Raw genomic sequence first — 16,614 nt, 5'->3', positions numbered from 1 at the left:
CACGCCACGCACGGAACGGGAACCACGCGTCATGAGCCGAGCTCCACACCGGGCATCCCGGCGGGCACAGAGGCCCCTGCGGCACACGTCGTACCGGCTGCTGGCCGGCGCCGTCCTGGCGGTCTTCGCGGTGTTCTTCGTGCTGCCGGTGCTCTGGCTCGTCCTCGCGGCGACCAAGACGGACCAGCAACTGGTCCACGGCCACCCGCTCTCCTTCGGCTCCTGGCAGGCGCTCAAGGCCAACTGGGACGCGCTGACGGCGTTCCAGGACGGGGCGATCCTCCAGTGGCTGGGCAACTCCGCCGTGTACGCGGTGATCTCCCTGGTCATCACGCTCTGCGTCTCGGTGCCGGCGGGATACGCGCTGGCCATGACCGAGTTCCGCGGCCGGCGCGTCCTGCTCGTCTCGACCCTCGTCGTGATGCTGATGCCGAGCGCCACGCTCGTGGTGCCGCTGTTCCTGGAGGTCAACGCGGCACACCTGATCGGCACCATGTGGTCGATCATCCTGCCGTACTCGTTCTACCCGTTCGGCGTGTACCTGACGTACATCTACTTCACCACCGCCGTGCCGAAGGACCTGCTGGCGGCCGCACGGATGGACGGCTGCTCCGAGTTCGGCGTCTTCCGGCACGTGGCACTGCCGCTGGCGACACCGGTCGTCGCGCTCGTGGGCTTCTTCAGCTTCGTCGCCAACTGGACCAACTACTTCCTGCCCTACGTGATGCTCCCCCAGGACGACCAGATGCCGATCCAGGTGGGCGTCGGCAACCTGCTCAGCAGCGTGCCGCAGTTCAACCCGACCGCCGGATCGCTCGCGATCGAGCGCCCGCAGCTGGCCCTCGCGACCCTCGTGGCCATCACCCCGGTCCTGGTCGTCTTCCTCTTCGCCCAGCGCTTCCTGGTCAGCGGGATGCTCGCCGGCGCCACCAAGGAATGACGCCCGTGCCGTCACCCCGATCGGAGATCCTCCCCATGTCCCCCAGCTCCACCGACCGTTCCCCGGGCGAGGACGCCGCAGCGTCCCCCGCCGAGATCCGGGCCGGGGTACCACTGCTCGAACCGCCCGGCTGGGCGGTGGCGCAGCGTGACCTGTTCGACCTGCTCGACCACGGCTGGCGCCGCTTCGCCCGCGACTTCACCGGCCCCGACGGCCGGCTGAACTACACCGGCCGGCTGACCACCCGGGACGGCGTCGACGACTTCTACGAGGTCTTCTTCAACTGGCCGCAGCTGTACCTCCTCGGCGGTGCCGACGACCTCCTGGCCGCCAGCGCGAAGCACTGGGAGGGAGTGACCAGGCACCTCACCGAACTGGACATGCTCCGCGACGAGTACGAGCGCGGCTACGACTGGTTCCACCAGGGCGAGAGCCTGCTCCTGCTCTACTTCCTGTGCATGGCCGACCCCGAGCGCTGGTCCGAGCGCGCCCTGCGGTTCGCCGACCTGTACGTCGACCCGGTCCACGGCAACTACGACCCCTCCCACCGCATCGTCACCCGTCCGCACAACGGCAGTGACCCGGACCGGCAGGGCGTGACCGACGGCGACGTCTACCCGTGGCTGCCGAAGGAGGCCGAGACCTACGGCTTCCCGCTCGAATGGCTCCCCGAGGCGCAGGACGGCCCGTACCCGCTCTCGGCGGACCCGCGGCTCGGGGCGCAGATGCGCGAGCGGATGGGCGTTGGCGACACCGCGGTCAACCTCGCCGTGGCCGGGCTGGTCCTCAACGCCTGGGTCCTCTCCGGCGAGCAGCGCTACCGCGACTGGATCGTCGACTACGTCGGCGCCTGGCGGGAGCGCACCGAGGCGAACGGCGGCCTCATCCCGGACAACGTCGCTCCGGACGGGGCGGTCGGCGGCCTGCTGGAAGGCCGCTGGTACGGCGGCCACTACGGCTGGTCCTGGCCGCACGGCTGGCACAGCGTGGGCCACGCGGCCTGCGTGGCGGCGCTGGCCGCGGCGGTGAGCACCGGGGACGACGACTACCTCTCGATGGTCGGCACCTCGCTCGACGCCGTGATCGCCCGGGCCAAGGTGATGCCGTTCAGCGAGTCGGACTCCAGCCTGCGGTCCAAGTGGGTGGTCGAGCTCGGCCCGGACGTCGACTCGCCGACGCCCCACCTCCCGTTCCGGCACAACGACTCGGGCTGGTTCGACTACAACCCGGTCACCCTGCCCGTGCCGATGGCGCTGTGGCACCACACGGCCTCGGACGCCGACCGCGCCCGGCTGGAGAAGCTGCGCGAGGCGGACGGCCTGGACTGGCGCACCGTGCGGCCGTTCCGGGCCAAGGAGGAGTCCGGGCACGAGAAGGCGTGGTTCGCCTTCCTCGCCGGTGACGACCCGGACTACCCCGAGCGGATCCTCGCCGCCGCCCAGGCGCAGGTCCGCCACCGCCTGCGGCGGATGGAGCGCTACCGCGACCTGGAGGTGGACGAGGCCGACATCCACGTGTGGCAGCAGTGCAACCCGGTCGCCACCGAGGCCCTCGTCCAACTGACCTGGGGCGGCCCCCAGGTGCTCTACAACGGCGGCCTCCAGCAGGCCCGGCTGCGCTACCACGACGCCCGGGCCCGCCGCGCCGGCCTGCCGGCGGACGTGGCCGCCCTGGTCACCTCCATCGACCCCGGGGCGACCACCGTCGAACTGGTGAACCTCTCGCCCGAGGCGGAGCGGACGGTGATCGTCCAGGCGGGCGCGCTCGCCGAGCACACCATCGCCTCGGTCCGGTACACGACCTGCGCGGACGAGGGCTGGATCGGCGACATGTACGACTACGGCCACACGGAGCCGGTGGTCGGCGAGTCGGAAGCGGCCTGCGACGGCGCGTTCCTGACCGTCCGGCTGCCCGCGTCCACGCGCATACGGATGACGCTCCGGCTCGAACTCCGCACCCGTACCCCCAGTTACCGCTCGCCGTTCGCCACCCCGGGCGACGCGTCGCACCCCGGTGGCGAGGAGGAATCCGCATGAAGCGCTTCGCCCAGACCATCAGGCTCCGGCCCGAGCACCGCGAGGAGTACCTCGAACTCCACTCCGCCGTCTGGCCCGGAGTCGAGGCGGCCCTCCACCGGGCGCGGATCCGCAACTTCGGCATCTTCCTCCACGGTGACGTGCTGTTCTCCTACTTCGAGTACCACGGCGAGGACTTCGAGGCCGACATGGCGGGCCTGGAGGCCGACCCCGTGACCCAGGAGTGGTGGCTGCTCACCGACCCCTGCCAGGAGCCCTGGCCCGATCGGGGCGACTCCCGCCAGTGGACGGAGCTCGCCGAGGTCTGGCACCTGAGCGAGCCCGGCGAGCACTCCGCCGAGTGACCCGCTCCACGCCCGACCGACCAGACCGGAGCCCCCAGTGACCTCCACCCCGCCGCCCGCGCTCATCGACTCCCACCACCACCTGTGGGACCTCGCCCAGCGGCCGCAAGCCTGGCTCGACGAGCCCGCCCTGACGTCGATCCGCCGCACGTTCACCCCCGACGATCTGCGCGCCACCGCCACCAGTACGGTGGCGGGCCGCAGGCTGCACCGCACGGTGGTCGTGCAGTGCGTGCCGGACGTCCCCGAGACCGAGGACCTGCTCGCGCTCGCCGCCCGGGAGCCGCTGATCGCGGCCGTGGTCGGCTGGGTGGACCTCACGTCCCCCGCGGTCGGTCACGAGCTCGACCGGCTGCTCGCCGGGCCGGGCGGCGGCTACCTCCGGTCGCTGCGCAGCCTGGTGCAGGGCGAGACGGACCCGGAATGGCTGCAACGCCCCGACGTCGAACGCGGGTTGGCGGCGGTCCGGGACCGCGGGCTCGGCTACGACGTGCTCGTCCGCAGCCACCAGCTCGACCAGGCGAGCCGGCTCGCCGAACGCCTCCCGGACCTGCCCCTGGTGCTCGACCACGCGGGCAAGCCGGACCTCGCCGGCCGCGAACTGGAGGACTGGGAGCGCCGGTTGCGCCGGCTGGCCGGGCATCCCCAGGTGGTCTGCAAGGTGTCGGGACTGATCACCGAGGCCGACCACGAGGCCTGGACCACCGCCGACATCCGCCCGGCGTGGGACGTCCTGCTGAGCGCCCTCGGCCCCGACCGGCTGATGTTCGGCTCGGACTGGCCGGTGGCGAACCTCGCCGGAGGCTGGAACCGCTGGGCCGAGACCGTGGACGAACTGCTCGACGGATGTTCCGCCGACGAGACCTCGGCGATCCTCGCGGGCACCGCGACCGCCTTCTACCGCCTCGCCCCCCACTCGTAACCCGTACCGAAGAGACCTTGGAATCACCATGACGCTTGCTGTCCGATATACAGCCGCCCGCACGCTGGACACGGCTCCGTCCGAGCCGTCCGAGCCCGGTCCCGGAGAGGTGCTGCTGGCGCCCGCCTACGTGGGGATCTGCGGTACCGACCTCCACATCTTCCACGGCGACATGGACGCCCGCGTCGCCGCGCCGGCCGTCCTGGGCCACGAGATGTCCGGCCGGGTGGTGCGGGTCGGTGCCGGCGTGGAGGGCTGGCAGGCCGGGGACGCGGTGACGGTGATGCCGCTGCGCTGGGACGACACCTGCCCGGCCTGCCTGAGTGGCCATCAGCACGTGTGCCAGAACCTGGACTTCATCGGCATCGACTCGCCGGGTGCGATGCAGCAACGCTGGACGGTCCCCGCCGACACGCTGATCCGGCTGCCGGGCTCTCTCGCTCTGGACCGGGCCGCGCTGGTGGAGCCCACCGCGGTGGCCGTGCACGACGTCGGCCGGGCCCAGGTGCAGGCCGGTGAGCGGGTCGTCGTCGTGGGCGGCGGGCCGGTCGGCATCCTGATAGCGCTGGTGGCCCGGGCGGCCGGGGCCGAGGTCCGGGTGGTGGAGCTGAGCGCCCACCGGCGGAAGCTGGCCGAGGAGTTGGGGCTCGTCACGCTGGACCCGGCCGCCGAGGACGTGGCCGGGGCCGTGCAGGAGTGGACCGGGGGCGCGGGCGCGGAGGTCGCCTTCGAGGTGTCCGGTGCGGCGGGCGGGGTCGACACCGCGGTCGAGGTGCTGGGCGTGCGCGGCCGGCTGTGCCTGGTGGCGATCCACCCCCGGCCCCGCGAGGTGAACCTGCACCGCTTCTTCTGGCGTGAACTCACCCTGGTGGGCGCCCGGTTGTACGACCGCTCCGACTTCGAGCGGGCGGTGGCGCTGGTCGCCGACGGCACGATCCCGGCCGAGAAGCTGATCAGCAAGGTCGTGCCGCTCACCGAGGCCCCCGCGGCGTTCGAGGCCCTGGAGGGCGGCGGCGACGTGATGAAGATCCTCGTGGACTGCACCGACGACACCCGGGGGGTCGCCGAATGAACGCCTTCGATCTGACCGGCAGGCTCGCCGTCGTCACGGGAGCCCGGCGCGGCATCGGCCGGGCCATGGCCCGCGCACTCGCCGAAGCCGGCGCGGACGTCATCGGCGTCAGCGCCAACCTGGAGGAGTCCGGCAGCGAGGTCGAGAAGGACGTCCTGGCCGCGGGCCGCAGTTTCGAGGCGATCCGCACCGACTTCGCCGACCCGGACGCGGTGCGGGCCCTGGGTGAGGACCTCGCGGACCGCGAGCGTCCGGTGGACATCCTGGTCAACAACGCCGGCACCATCCGCCGCGCCCCGGCCGCCGAACACCCGGAGGCGGACTGGGACCTGGTGCTCCAGGTCAACCTGACCGCGCAGTTCGCGCTGACCCGCGCGGTGGGCGCGGCGATGGTGGCCCGCGGCCGGGGGAAGGTCATCTTCACGGCGTCCCTGCTGAGCTTCCAGGGCGGCATCACCGTCCCCGGCTACACCGCCGCCAAGCACGGCGTCGCCGGTCTGACCAAGGCGCTGGCCAACGAGTGGGCCGGGCGCGGCGTCAACGTCAACGCCATCGCGCCGGGCTACATCGCCACGGACAACACCCAGGCGCTGCAGGACGATCCGGTGCGCAGCAGGGCGATCCTGGAGCGGATCCCGGCCGGACGCTGGGGACAGGCCGACGACCTGGCCGGCGCCACCGTCTTCCTGGCCTCGGACGCCGCCGCCTACGTCCACGGCACGATCCTTCCCGTCGACGGCGGATGGCTGGGCCGATGAGCGAGCGAAGCGAGATGGGCACATGAGCGAACGAAATGAGGTGGGCGCATGAGCGAGCGAAGCGAGCTCAGCATCAAGAGCAGCGCGTGGGCGAATGCCCCCGTCGAGCGAAGCGAGATGGGCGCATGAGCGAGGATCTGGTCACCGTGCTGGACGGCGCACGCATCATGCCGGTACTGACCGTGCGCGACCCGGCCACGGCCGCCCCGCTGGCCGACGCGCTCGCGTCGGGCGGCGCCCGGTGCGCCGAGGTCACCTTCCGCACCCCGGACGCCGAGCAGGTGCTCAAGGTGATGGCGGCCCACGGAGGCCTGGCCGTGGGTGCGGGCACCGTGGTCACCCCGGGGCAGGCGGAGCGGGCCGTGGCGGCCGGGGCCCGCTTCGTGGTGTCCCCGGGCTACGACGAGGAGGTCGTGGCGAAGTGCCGGGAGCTGGGGGTCCCCGTGGTGCCCGGCATCGCCACCGCCACCGAGTTGATGCGCGCCCTGCGGGACGGCCTCGACACCGTCAAGGTCTTCCCCGTCGAATCCATCGGCGGCCTGCGCACGCTCCGCGCGCTCGCGGCGCCCTTCCCACGCGTGCGCTTCGTGCCGACTGGCGGGATCGGTGCCGACCAGTTGCCCGGATACCTCGCCGAGCGCGCGGTCCTCGCCGTCGGCGGCAGCTGGATGGCGACGCCCGCGCACCTGGACCGCGGGGACTACCCGGAGATCCGCCGCCTGACGGCCGAGGCCGTGCGGGTGGGTGCGCCGTGACCGATGTGGTGGCGCTCGGCGAGGTCATGCTGCGCCTCGACCCGGGGGAGGGGCGGATCAGCACCGCCCGTACCTTCCGAGTGTGGGAAGGGGGCGGCGAGTACAACGTCGTGCGCGGGCTGCGCCGGTGCTTCGGCCTTCGGACGGCCGTCGTCACCTCGCTCGCCGACAACGCGGTGGGCCGGCTCGTCGAGGACCTGGTCCTGCAGGGCGGGGTCGACACCTCGCTGATCCGCTGGGTGCCCGACGACGGCATCGGGCGCAGCGCGCACAACGGCCTGAACTTCGTCGAGCGGGGCTTCGGCATCCGTGGCGCACTCGGCGTCAGCGACCGCGCCCACACGGCCGCGTCCCAGCTGCGCAAGGGGGACGTCGACTGGGACGCGGTCTTCGCGGCGGGGGTGCGCTGGTTCCACACCGGCGGCATCTTCGCCGGCCTGTCCGACACCACCGTCGACGTCGCCGAGGAGGCGATGACGGCCGCCCGCCGCCACGGTGTCACCGTCTCGTACGACCCCAATTACCGCCCGAGCCTCTGGGCCGGCCGCGGGGGGCCGGAGCGGGCCCGGGAGACCGACCTGCGGCTCGCCCGGCAGGCCGACGTCGTCGTGGGCGCGCTGGGGATGGCGGGCCGGCACCCCGGCGCCGAGCGCTTCGGCGCCGACGAGGTGCCGGACGCGCTCGCCTCGGTGGCCAGGCTGCTCCCCGGGGCGCGGGTGCTGGCGACGACCCTCCGCGAGGTCCCGTCGGCCGGGGTGAACGACTGGGGCTCGGCGGCGTGGTCGGCGGAGACCGGTCACGTCGCCGGCCCCCGGATGCCCGGCCTGCACGTCCTGGACCGCATCGGCTCCGGGGACGGCTTCGCGGCAGGTCTGATCCACGGCCTGCTCGCCGGTGCCCCGCTGGAGCGCGCCCTCGCCTACGGCACAGCCCTCGGCGCCCTCACCATGACGACGCCCGGTGACGTCGCCATGGCCTCGCTCGCCGAGGTCGAGGCGCTGGTCGCGGGAGCCTCCGCCGCCGTCCGCCGCTGACCGGCGTCCCCACCCGCACCGACAGGGAGCAGCTCTTGCGCCTCCGGAAGATCCGGCACACACCGGTCGCCGTCACCGAACTCGGTTTCGGCGGCGCGGTGATCGGCAACCTGTACGACGTCACCCCGGAATCCGACGCCCGGGCCGCGATCGACGCGGCCTGGGCGTCGGGCATCCGGTACTTCGACACCGCACCCCACTACGGCCTCGGCCTCTCCGAACGGCGCCTCGGCGCCGCTCTGCGGGACCGTCCCCGGGAGGAGTACGTCGTCTCCTCGAAGGTGGGCCGGCTGCTGGTCCCCAACGGGCAGCCGCGCGGGGCCGATACCGAGGGCTTCGCCGTTCGCGACGACCTGCGCCGCCAGTGGGACTTCAGCCGCGACGGGGTGCTCCGCTCCATCGGGGACACGCTCCGGCGCACGGGCCTGGACCGGTTGGACGTCGTCTACCTGCATGACCCCGACGACCACTGGGAGCAGGCCGCCCAGGAGGCCGTGCCTGCGCTCGTCGACCTGCGCGACCAGGGGGTGATCGGCGCCGTCGGGGTCGGCATGAACCAGTCGGCGATGCCGGCCCGCTTCCTGCGCGAGACCGACCTGGACGTCGTGATGCTCGCCGGGCGCTACACCCTGCTCGACCAGTCGGGGCTGGACGACGTCCTTCCCGCGGCGCGGGACCTGGGCCGGAGCGTCGTCGCGGTCGGCGTGTTCAACTCCGGCCTGCTCGCCCGGGACAGGCCCGCGCTCGGCATGAAGTACGACTACCGGGACGCCCCGGCGGGCCTCGTCCGCCGGGCTTCGGCCATCGCCGAGGTCTGCGAGCAGCACGGCACCACCCTGCCCGCCGCCGCGATCGCCTTCCCGTACACCCATCCCGCCGTCGTCAACGTCACCCTGGGCATGCGGGACCGCGCACAGGTCGAACGCAACGCGGAGCTCCACCGCCGGCCCGTCCCCGCGGCTCTCTGGGAGCACCTCCGGGCCGAGGGCCTGATCCGGCCGGACGTCCCGGTCCCGGCTGCGGGCTGATCCCGCGAATCCGGCCGATGCGGAAGCCCGTCCCCTTCGTGAAGGGGACGGGCTTCCGCCTTACCGTGGTGCCCGGCGGGGCGTCACGCTGTCACCGCGTCACTGGACCGTCCAGGCCTGGTTGGACTGGTTCAGGGGCATCCACTGGTCGACGGCGGCTCCGTTGGTCGTCGATCCGCTGCTCACCTCCAGGACCTGCCGGCTCTCGTAGTTGCGGATGAGGTAGCCGCCGCCGGTCGGCTCGAAGTACCAGAGCTGGTTGTTGCCGCCGCCGTACGTGTACTGCTGGAGCGTGGTTCCCCTCCAGTGGCTGCCCGCGTTGATGTCGAGGACCTTGCCGCTGTTCCGGTTCACGATCTCGAAGAGCTGGCCGCTGACCGGTACGAAGCTCCACTGCTGGTTGGCGCCGCCGGTGCTCGGCCACTGGGCGACGGCCCCGCCGTCGGCGGTGGACCAGCCGCTCACGTCCAGCACCTGGCCGCTGTTGACGTTCTTGATCGTGTAGAACGCCGACGGGCTGACGGTCGGCGTGCCGGTCGACGCGGCGGGTGACCCGCTCGCCTGCTGCACGCTGAAGTCCGTGATGAAGAAGTACCCGCCGTCGGTCTTGGCGACCCGCACGTAGCGGAACGCCTGGCGGACGTCGATGTCGCCGGTGAGCGTCGAGGCGAACGGCAGGGTGGACGTCTGGCGGCCCAGGACGGTGTAGCTGCCGAAGTTCGGGTCGTTGGAACCCCGGACCTCGAAGTTGCCGCGGGTGGCCGCCTGGTCCACGTCCTGGCGGGTGGTCAGCGAGAACTGGCCGAGCTGGTAGGCCTGGCCCAGGTCGACCTGCCACCAGGCCGAGGTGTCGCCGCCGGTCGGCGACCAGCCGGTCGAGCCATTGTTGTCGACGGCCTTCGAGGGCTCCCAGCCGGTACCGAAGACCGAGGAGGAGGACGTCGACTTGTTGAAGGCGAGGTTGGGCAGCAGGGTCATCCACTGGTAGCCGGATTCGAGACCGGAGGCCTTGATCACCGCGTCGCCGGACGTCGTGTTGTTGGTGAGGGTGACGTTGGAGCCGTTGCGGTTCTGGTTGATGAACCCGTCGGTGTGCGACAACACGTTGTTCGAGACGGTCATGTTGTCCGACCCCTCGTCCAGGTAGAGGCCGTGCACGGGCGAGCCGCAGGCCGCGGGGCCGCGGACCACGTCGTGGATGTAGTTGCCGTTGACGACCGTGCCGGGGTCGTTCGACAGGTGGTAGATGCCGGCGGAGTCGCACAGCCGGTTCATCACGTTGCCGATCCGGTTGAAGCTGATGCTGTTGTTGCCTTCGGCGTTGGCCGCCGACTGCCAGCCCCAGCCGAGCGAGATGCCGGCCCACGGAGTGTCGGAGATGTCGTTGTGGTCGATGGTGGTGCTGTTGACGAAGCCGGCGTTGATGCCCGCGGTTCCGAGGTAGTCCTCACCGATCCGGGTGATCAGGTTGTCCTTGACGGTGACGTTCTTGACCACCTCCCGGGCGTCCTCACCGGCCGGCGTGGCCGGCGGGTTGTAGATGGAGTGGTACTCCACGGTCGGGTCGGAGAACTTGCCGACCATGATCCCGTTGGCGGCGATGTCGTAGACGTAGTTGCCGGTCGCGCTGCTGTCGTGGACGCCGTGGGAGAGGTCGAGGGCGGTGGAGCCCATCTGCTTGAAGGTGTTGTAGGTGAAGGAGACCCGGTCGGCGTCCGCGGCCTGGACGCCGGCCGGCGGACGGCCGACGTACTGGTTGTTGGAGGTGTCGGCCGAGATGTTGTAGTTGCCGCCCTGGGCGTTGAGGTAACCGTTGTTGCTGGCTTCCATCCAGGTGGTCTGGGCGAAGGTGATCCCGGAGAAGCGCAGGTCGTGGGCGGGAGCGTCGAGGCTGGTGCCCTTGATGTCGAAGAGCGTCTGGAGGGTCGGCGCCTGCACGGTGGCCGTGGACATGTCCTCGCCGGGGCGGGGCTTGTAGTAGACGGTCTGCGCGGCGGTGTCGACGTAGAACTCGCCCGGCTCGTTGAGGAACTCGTGGGCGTTCTCGAAGTGCAGCGGGGAGCCGTTGGCGAGCTGCGGCCACGGGCGCTGGAACAGGATGCCCGCCTCGTGGTCCTGGATGGAGATGTTGGCGGTGCCATTGGCGGAGCTGATCGACTTCAGCCGCAGGTAGCTCTCGCCCCATTGCGTCTCCAGCACCATCTCGACCTGGTTGGGATTAGCCCAGGTGGAGACCTGCGAGCTCAGGACCTTCAGCAGCTTGTTGGTGCTGTCGCTGCCCTGCAACTGGAAGTCGCTGCCGATGTCCGGGTAGCGGGCCCGGGTGGCGCGGACCCCGTTGACGTACAGCTGGCGGAAGTTGAGCGCGCCCACGGACGCCTTGTACTCGCCGTTGGTGGCCGGGGCCCAGCCGGTGACCGCCGTGCCGCCGGTGATCACGGGCGTCTCGCCGTTGTACGACTGATAGACGACCGTGTGCCCGTTGGTGCCCGAGTCCGCGGTGCCGAAGGTGACCGGGGCGGTGAGGGGGTAGGTGCCTCCGCGCAGGTTCACGACGATGTCGTCGGACATGTTCGCGTTAACATTTCGGACCGCCGCCTGGGCGGCCTGGACGGTCTTGAAGGCCGAGGCGGTGCTGGTCCCCGGGTTGCCGTCACTGCCGTTGACCGGGTCGACGTAGAAGTTCGTCGTGGCCGCGTAGGCGGGTTGGGCGGGCAGCGCGGCCGCGAACGCGACGAGTGCCGCCGCGAGGGCCCTGGCCGCCCCGGCGCCGATGCGTAGGGGTCTCATTCTGGGGTGTCCCTCCTGCAAGTCCTGCCTTATGAGTTGCATTTATCGAGGCGGGTCGGCGCCTCTGTCAAGACGATTGACATGCTTATTTTTGCGCCGATGCAACACCGATGACACGCGGATGTATCACGCTCGGCGTCGCGAGAACCCTGTGTTTCGGAGGGATTGCGCAGGTGGTGGCAGGGTTGGCGATGTCGGGAGCCGCCCTGCGGGCGCCTGGGCGGGCCCCTCGGCGAAGGCTGCTGCCATCTAAATGAGTCGTACTTATTTGGGGCGCCATATGGCCGTCGATCGCTGCTGACTTTGACGGGCTCGGCGGCCGCCGGCGGCCGTGTCGTCGCGTGTGTCCGAGGCCGATGGGAACGGCGGGGGCCTTCGAGCCTTCGCCCGCCCCCGGCCTCGTTCGGCCGGCTTAACTGGCCCTGGCCGCACGGCCGTAGGGGTGGTCGGGCGCCTGCGGGTGACCCGTCGAGGATTTCTGTTATCGTTCACAATCCCGGACGTCTCCTGATGGGAAGCGTCGATGATCGGGAGACACCCCAGTGACTCAGTACCACAGCAATCAGCGTCCGAGCCGCCGCAGCCTGCTGAAGCTCGCCGGTACCGTCGGACTCGCGGCCGGCGCCGCTGCGGTGAGCGGTACGACCCGTGCCGCGGCGGCCCCCGCTCCCGCGTTCGCGCACCCGGGCCTGCTGCACGCGCAGGCGGACCTCGACCGGATAACCGCCAAGGTCAACGCCGGTGCCCAGCCGTACCTGGCGGGGTGGCAGCGGCTGACGGCCAACCGGCATGCGCAGAGCGGCTGGAAGGCGAACCCCCAGGCCGTGGTCTACCGGGGAGGCGACGCCTCCCAGAACTTCCCGACCCTCTACAACGACGTCCACGCCGCCTACCAGAACGCCCTGCGCTGGCGCGTCAGTGGCGACCGGGCCCACGGTGATGCCGCCCGGGACATCCTCAACGCCTGGTCGGGCACACTGAAGCAGGTCACCGGCAGCGCCGACCGGTTCCTCGCCGCCGGCATCCAGGGCTACCAGTTCGCCAACGCGGCCGAACTGATGCGCGGCTACCCCGGGTTCGACCTCGACCGGTTCAAGACCATGATGCTCCAGGTCTTCTACCCGGTCTGCGACGACTTCCTCCGTCACCACAACGGCGCGTTCATCACCAACTACTACGCCAGTTGGGACCTGCTCGCCCTCTGCTGCGTCTTCGCCACCGGCGTCCTGTGCGACGACCGGGCCAAGGTCGACCAGGCCGTCGAGTACTACCGGAACGGCGCGGGCAACGGCTCGCTCCGGCACGCCATCCCGTACGTCCACCCCGGCGGCCTGGCCCAGTTCCAGGAGTCCGGCCGCGACCAGGGGCACTGCACACTCTCCGTCGGCCTGATGGGCGCCCTGTGCGAGATGGCCTGGAACCAGGGCATCGACCTCTACGGCGAGGACGACAACCGCTTCCTCAAGGGCGCCGAGTACGTCGCCAAGTACAACCTCGGCGAGGACGTCCCGTTCACCCGCCTCACGTTCCAGCAGGGCGCACCCGGCGTCTGGTCGAAGACGGTGGATGACACCGCGCCCTCCGCCGACGGCCGGGGCGATCTGCGCCCGATCTGGGCGATGATCCAGAACCACTACGTCAACCGCCGCGGCCTCGCCGCGCCCTACGGCACCGCCATGGCGGCGAAGGTCGGGGCCGAGGGCGGCGGTGGCGACTACGGTCCGAACAGTGGCGGCTTCGACCAACTCGGCTTCGGCACGCTGGCGTTCACGCGTGACAGCGCCGCGGCGCAGATGCCCCCGTCCGCGCCGGCCGGGTCGGCGGCGGGATCGGCGGCAGGCCCGTCGGAAGGCCCGTCGACGTCGGCCGGAGCACCGGCCGCAACGCCGGGGGGCGCCGCAGGCACCTCCGCACCGGCTCGGCCGAGCCCGGCCGGGGCTCCGGCCGAGGGCCTCGCCGCCAGTGGCTCCCACGACCTGATCCCGCTCACCGGCGTGGGTCTGCTCGCCGTCGGCGGTGGCGTACTGGCGCTGCGCGCCCGGGCCCGTCGCAAGGGCACACATCGCGCATGACCCTGCGCCGATGGGCGCAGCGTCCGGCGGGGTCCGGGGGGACCCCGACCCTCCGCCACCTTCTTGGTGGCCCCGCAACGGGGCTCCCGGCGAGCAACCTTTCCGCGGGGGCGTGGAGCAGCTGAGTCGGGCGTTCGTCCTGGCCGCGTTCGCCTTCTTCGCCCTGCCGGGCGACGGGACTCTCGACGAGTCCCGGCCGGCCGCGGCAGTCATCGGAAGTTCGGGTCCGCCATCAACACCACGCGGTCCACGGCGGGGTCGAACCCGAGAACCGGGTGTCCGTAGTCGCCCTCGGCCGTCATGGCCACCGGCCTGCCCAGCCGCCGGCCCACCGTGGCCAGCACCCCGCACAGGACGTCCACCCCGTGTTGGCCCTGCAACTCGCGCAGGTCGACATCGAAGTCGATCCCCTCGGCGGACCACGGGCGGAAGATCGCCAGTACGCCCGGAACCGGCCACACCCGCAGATCGACCGAGTCCGCGCCGGCCGGCCGCGAAAGCACCTCAACGGCAGCAGGAAGCGGTCCGGCGACGCCACCCTCCAGGAACTCCCATGCCCAGCCACTCGATTGGACCAGATCGAACACCGCCTGCCAGTCCTCCACCGACGAGGTGCCCTCCACGAACACATCAGGCAGAGCACCCATCACGGCAGGGTCGAGGAAGTTCCTGACGTCATCCCACAGCAGATCCGGCATCCCGCCATCGTGCCTGGTCACGGCTCCGGACGCAGCCCGATTTCCTTGACGAACCACATGGACGAACCACATAGCGGCACCCCGGGATGCCACGTGCTCCGAAGCGCGCGAAGTTCCTGCTGAGGTGAGGAGTCCCACGGCGCAGGCTGCGGTCTGCCGATGAGTGCGGCTCGTTCACGGGGGCCGGTCTTGCCCCGGCCCCGCCGCCGCATACCTGCCCGTGCCGGCGATGCGCGGCGGCGGTCGGAGCTAGGGATCGACGACCCGTATGTGTCCTCCGGCTCCCGGGCCGCCCAGGGGCTGCCGCCTGCGCACGAGGAGTTGCCGCCCATCCCGGAGTCGGAGTGGGACCGAACCGTGGCCGCCGGTCCGCTGCTGCGCGGAGTATTGACAACTCGCAGCGACTGAAGGAGATTTCACCTGAACATGTCAGGCGGTTCGAGTGTCTTCACTGCCAATTGTTAGCGTTAACGGGCAGGGGCTCGGCCGCCGGGGCACACACCAGCCCGCTGTGCCCGGCAGGACCGGCTCGGCCGACGTGCGCGCTCGCACGACGGTCAGGACGAGGCGCCGGTTCCCGATCGGTGTGCAGGAAATCCCCCACCCAAGGAGAACGATCCGTCATGCCACGGCTCAAGAAGAGGCTTCGGCTCCGCAAGGTCCTGACGGCTGCCGCATGCATGGTCGTCGGCTCGGCCACGGCCGTCGCCGCCAGCCCCGCGGCTCAGGGCGCCGGGGCGACCACGCTGGGTGCGGCGGCGGCCGGCAGCGGCCGCTACTTCGGCACGGCGGTGGCCGCGGGCAGGCTCGGCGACCCGGCGTACTCCACCATCCTCGACCGGGAGTTCAACACGATCACCCCGGAGAACGAGATGAAGTGGGACACCACCGAACCCTCCCGCGGGTCGTTCGACTTCGGCCCCGCCGACTCGATCGTCGGACACGCCGCCGCGCACGGCCAGAAGATGCGCGGGCACACCCTGGTCTGGCACTCCCAACTGCCCGGCTGGGTCGGCTCCATCAACGACGCCAACACCCTGCGCAGCGTGATGAACAACCACATCACCACCGAGATGAGCCACTACAAGGGCAAGATCTACGCCTGGGACGTGGTCAACGAGGCCTTCGCCGACGACGGCAGCGGCCGGCACCGGGGCTCGGTGTTCCAGAACGTGCTGGGCGACGGCTTCATCGAGGAGGCCTTCCGCACCGCCCGGAACGTCGACCCCTCGGCCAAGCTCTGCTACAACGACTACAGCATCGAGAACTGGTCCGACGCCAAGACCCAGGGCGTCTACGGCATGGTCAGGGACTTCAAGTCCCGCGGCGTGCCGATCGACTGCGTCGGCTTCCAGAGCCACTTCGGTGCCGGCGGCCCTCCGCCGAGTTTCCGGACCACCCTGTCCAACTTCGCCGCGCTCGGCGTGGACGTCCAGATCACCGAACTCGACATCGCCCAGGCGCCCGCCGGCGCGTACGCCGACACCGTCCGGGACTGCCTCGGCGTCGCCCGCTGCACGGGCATCACCGTGTGGGGCATCCGCGACGGCGACTCCTGGCGCACCGGCGAGAACCCGCTGCTGTTCGACAACAACGGCAACAAGAAGTCCGCCTACGGTGCGGTGCTCGCCGCCCTGGGCGGCGCCAGCGGCGGCACACCCAGTGGGGGCATCACCTCCGGAGCCGCCTACAGCCTGTCCGACGTGGCCGCCGGACGCGTGCTCGACGAGCCCGCGGGACAGAACGGCAACGGCACCCCCCTCCAGATCTGGGACGCCAACGGCGGCGCCGCCAACCAGCAGTGGCGGGCCGACCAGAACGGCGACGGCTCCTACACCTTCACCAACGTCGCCAGCGGCCGGGTCCTGGACGAGCCGGGCGGCCAGACGGGCAACGGGACGAAGCCGCAGGTGTGGGACGCCAACGGCGGCGCCAACCAGCACTGGAGGGCCGGCCAGAACGGCGACGGTTCCTACACCCTGACCAACGTCGCCAGCGGCCGGGCACTGGAGATCCCCGCCGGTCAGACCGCCAACGGCACCGCCGTCCAGATCTGGGACGCCAACGGCGGCGCCAATCAGCACTGGAACTTCCGGTGATCTGAGCCGCGGGGGCGCGCCCGTGCCACCGCCAGGCCCCTGCACCTCGCCCGCACAGCCGTGTGA

The 16,614-nt window shown here is 71.3% G+C and carries 12 protein-coding genes and 1 pseudogene; 11 read left to right on the top strand and 2 right to left on the bottom strand.

Annotation, left to right across the window (positions count from 1 at the left end):
* Positions 1-31 precede the first annotated feature (31 nt).
* The 9 genes from ACFXDE_RS02935 (at position 32) to ACFXDE_RS02895 (ending at position 8,889) form a co-directional block, all read left to right on the top strand.
* Positions 32-940: a carbohydrate ABC transporter permease gene (locus ACFXDE_RS02935; RefSeq protein WP_380490243.1), complete on the top strand. Its 909-nt coding sequence runs from the start codon at positions 32-34 to the stop codon at positions 938-940.
* 35 nt (positions 941-975) lie between these two features.
* Positions 976-2,976, top strand: coding sequence for a hypothetical protein (locus ACFXDE_RS02930; RefSeq protein ID WP_380438384.1), 2,001 nt, complete (start codon positions 976-978; stop codon positions 2,974-2,976).
* Positions 2,973-3,320, top strand: coding sequence for an L-rhamnose mutarotase (locus ACFXDE_RS02925; protein WP_380438386.1), 348 nt, complete (start codon positions 2,973-2,975; stop codon positions 3,318-3,320). Before ACFXDE_RS02930 ends, ACFXDE_RS02925 begins: the two co-directional genes overlap by 4 nt.
* A gap of 37 nt (positions 3,321-3,357) precedes the next feature.
* Positions 3,358-4,242 carry an amidohydrolase family protein gene (locus ACFXDE_RS02920; protein WP_380490241.1) on the top strand — a complete coding sequence of 295 codons (885 nt, stop codon included), beginning with the start codon at positions 3,358-3,360 and terminating at the stop codon, positions 4,240-4,242.
* A 28-nt stretch (positions 4,243-4,270) separates the two neighbouring features.
* A complete protein-coding gene (locus ACFXDE_RS02915) occupies positions 4,271-5,314 on the top strand; it encodes a zinc-binding dehydrogenase (protein WP_380438390.1) in 1,044 nt (347 codons plus the stop codon).
* Positions 5,311-6,072, top strand: a complete 762-nt coding sequence (locus ACFXDE_RS02910; RefSeq protein WP_380438392.1) for an SDR family oxidoreductase — start codon at positions 5,311-5,313, stop codon at positions 6,070-6,072. Before ACFXDE_RS02915 ends, ACFXDE_RS02910 begins: the two co-directional genes overlap by 4 nt.
* Positions 6,073-6,197: 125 nt before the next feature.
* A complete protein-coding gene (locus tag ACFXDE_RS02905) occupies positions 6,198-6,827 on the top strand; it encodes a bifunctional 4-hydroxy-2-oxoglutarate aldolase/2-dehydro-3-deoxy-phosphogluconate aldolase (protein ID WP_380490238.1) in 630 nt (209 codons plus the stop codon).
* The gene (locus ACFXDE_RS02900; protein ID WP_380490236.1) at positions 6,824-7,861 is read left to right on the top strand and encodes a sugar kinase; all 1,038 of its coding nucleotides are present in this window, start codon (positions 6,824-6,826) and stop codon (positions 7,859-7,861) included. The genes ACFXDE_RS02905 and ACFXDE_RS02900 overlap by 4 nt, the downstream gene beginning before the upstream one ends.
* Before the next feature lie 35 nt (positions 7,862-7,896).
* Positions 7,897-8,889 carry an aldo/keto reductase gene (locus ACFXDE_RS02895; RefSeq protein ID WP_380490234.1) on the top strand — a complete coding sequence of 331 codons (993 nt, stop codon included), beginning with the start codon at positions 7,897-7,899 and terminating at the stop codon, positions 8,887-8,889.
* Positions 8,890-8,988: 99 nt separating this feature from the next.
* On the opposite strand, the gene ACFXDE_RS02890 is transcribed toward ACFXDE_RS02895, so the two are convergent.
* The gene (locus ACFXDE_RS02890) at positions 8,989-11,679 is read right to left on the bottom strand and encodes an RICIN domain-containing protein (protein ID WP_380490232.1); all 2,691 of its coding nucleotides are present in this window, start codon (positions 11,677-11,679) and stop codon (positions 8,989-8,991) included.
* A 542-nt stretch (positions 11,680-12,221) separates the two neighbouring features.
* On the opposite strand from ACFXDE_RS02890, the gene ACFXDE_RS02885 reads away from it, so the two are divergent.
* Positions 12,222-13,751 carry an alginate lyase family protein gene (locus tag ACFXDE_RS02885; protein ID WP_380490230.1) on the top strand — a complete coding sequence of 510 codons (1,530 nt, stop codon included), beginning with the start codon at positions 12,222-12,224 and terminating at the stop codon, positions 13,749-13,751.
* Between the two features lie 209 nt (positions 13,752-13,960).
* Here the strand turns inward: ACFXDE_RS02885 and ACFXDE_RS02880 are convergent, their stop codons facing one another.
* Positions 13,961-14,449 carry a hypothetical protein gene (locus ACFXDE_RS02880; protein WP_380490228.1) on the bottom strand — a complete coding sequence of 163 codons (489 nt, stop codon included), beginning with the start codon at positions 14,447-14,449 and terminating at the stop codon, positions 13,961-13,963.
* A gap of 680 nt (positions 14,450-15,129) precedes the next feature.
* Between ACFXDE_RS02880 and ACFXDE_RS02875 the strand changes: the two are divergent.
* Positions 15,130-16,545 (top strand): annotated as a pseudogene (locus ACFXDE_RS02875) (endo-1,4-beta-xylanase); the annotation flags it as partial.
* Between the last annotated feature and the right edge of the window lie 69 nt (positions 16,546-16,614).

Origin of the sequence: Kitasatospora sp. NPDC059408, from assembly GCF_042751525.1 — a bacterium.
Lineage (GTDB): Bacteria > Actinomycetota > Actinomycetes > Streptomycetales > Streptomycetaceae > Kitasatospora.
Note: the sequence above shows the minus strand (reverse complement) of the source record. Positions and strands in the feature narration are given on the sequence as shown.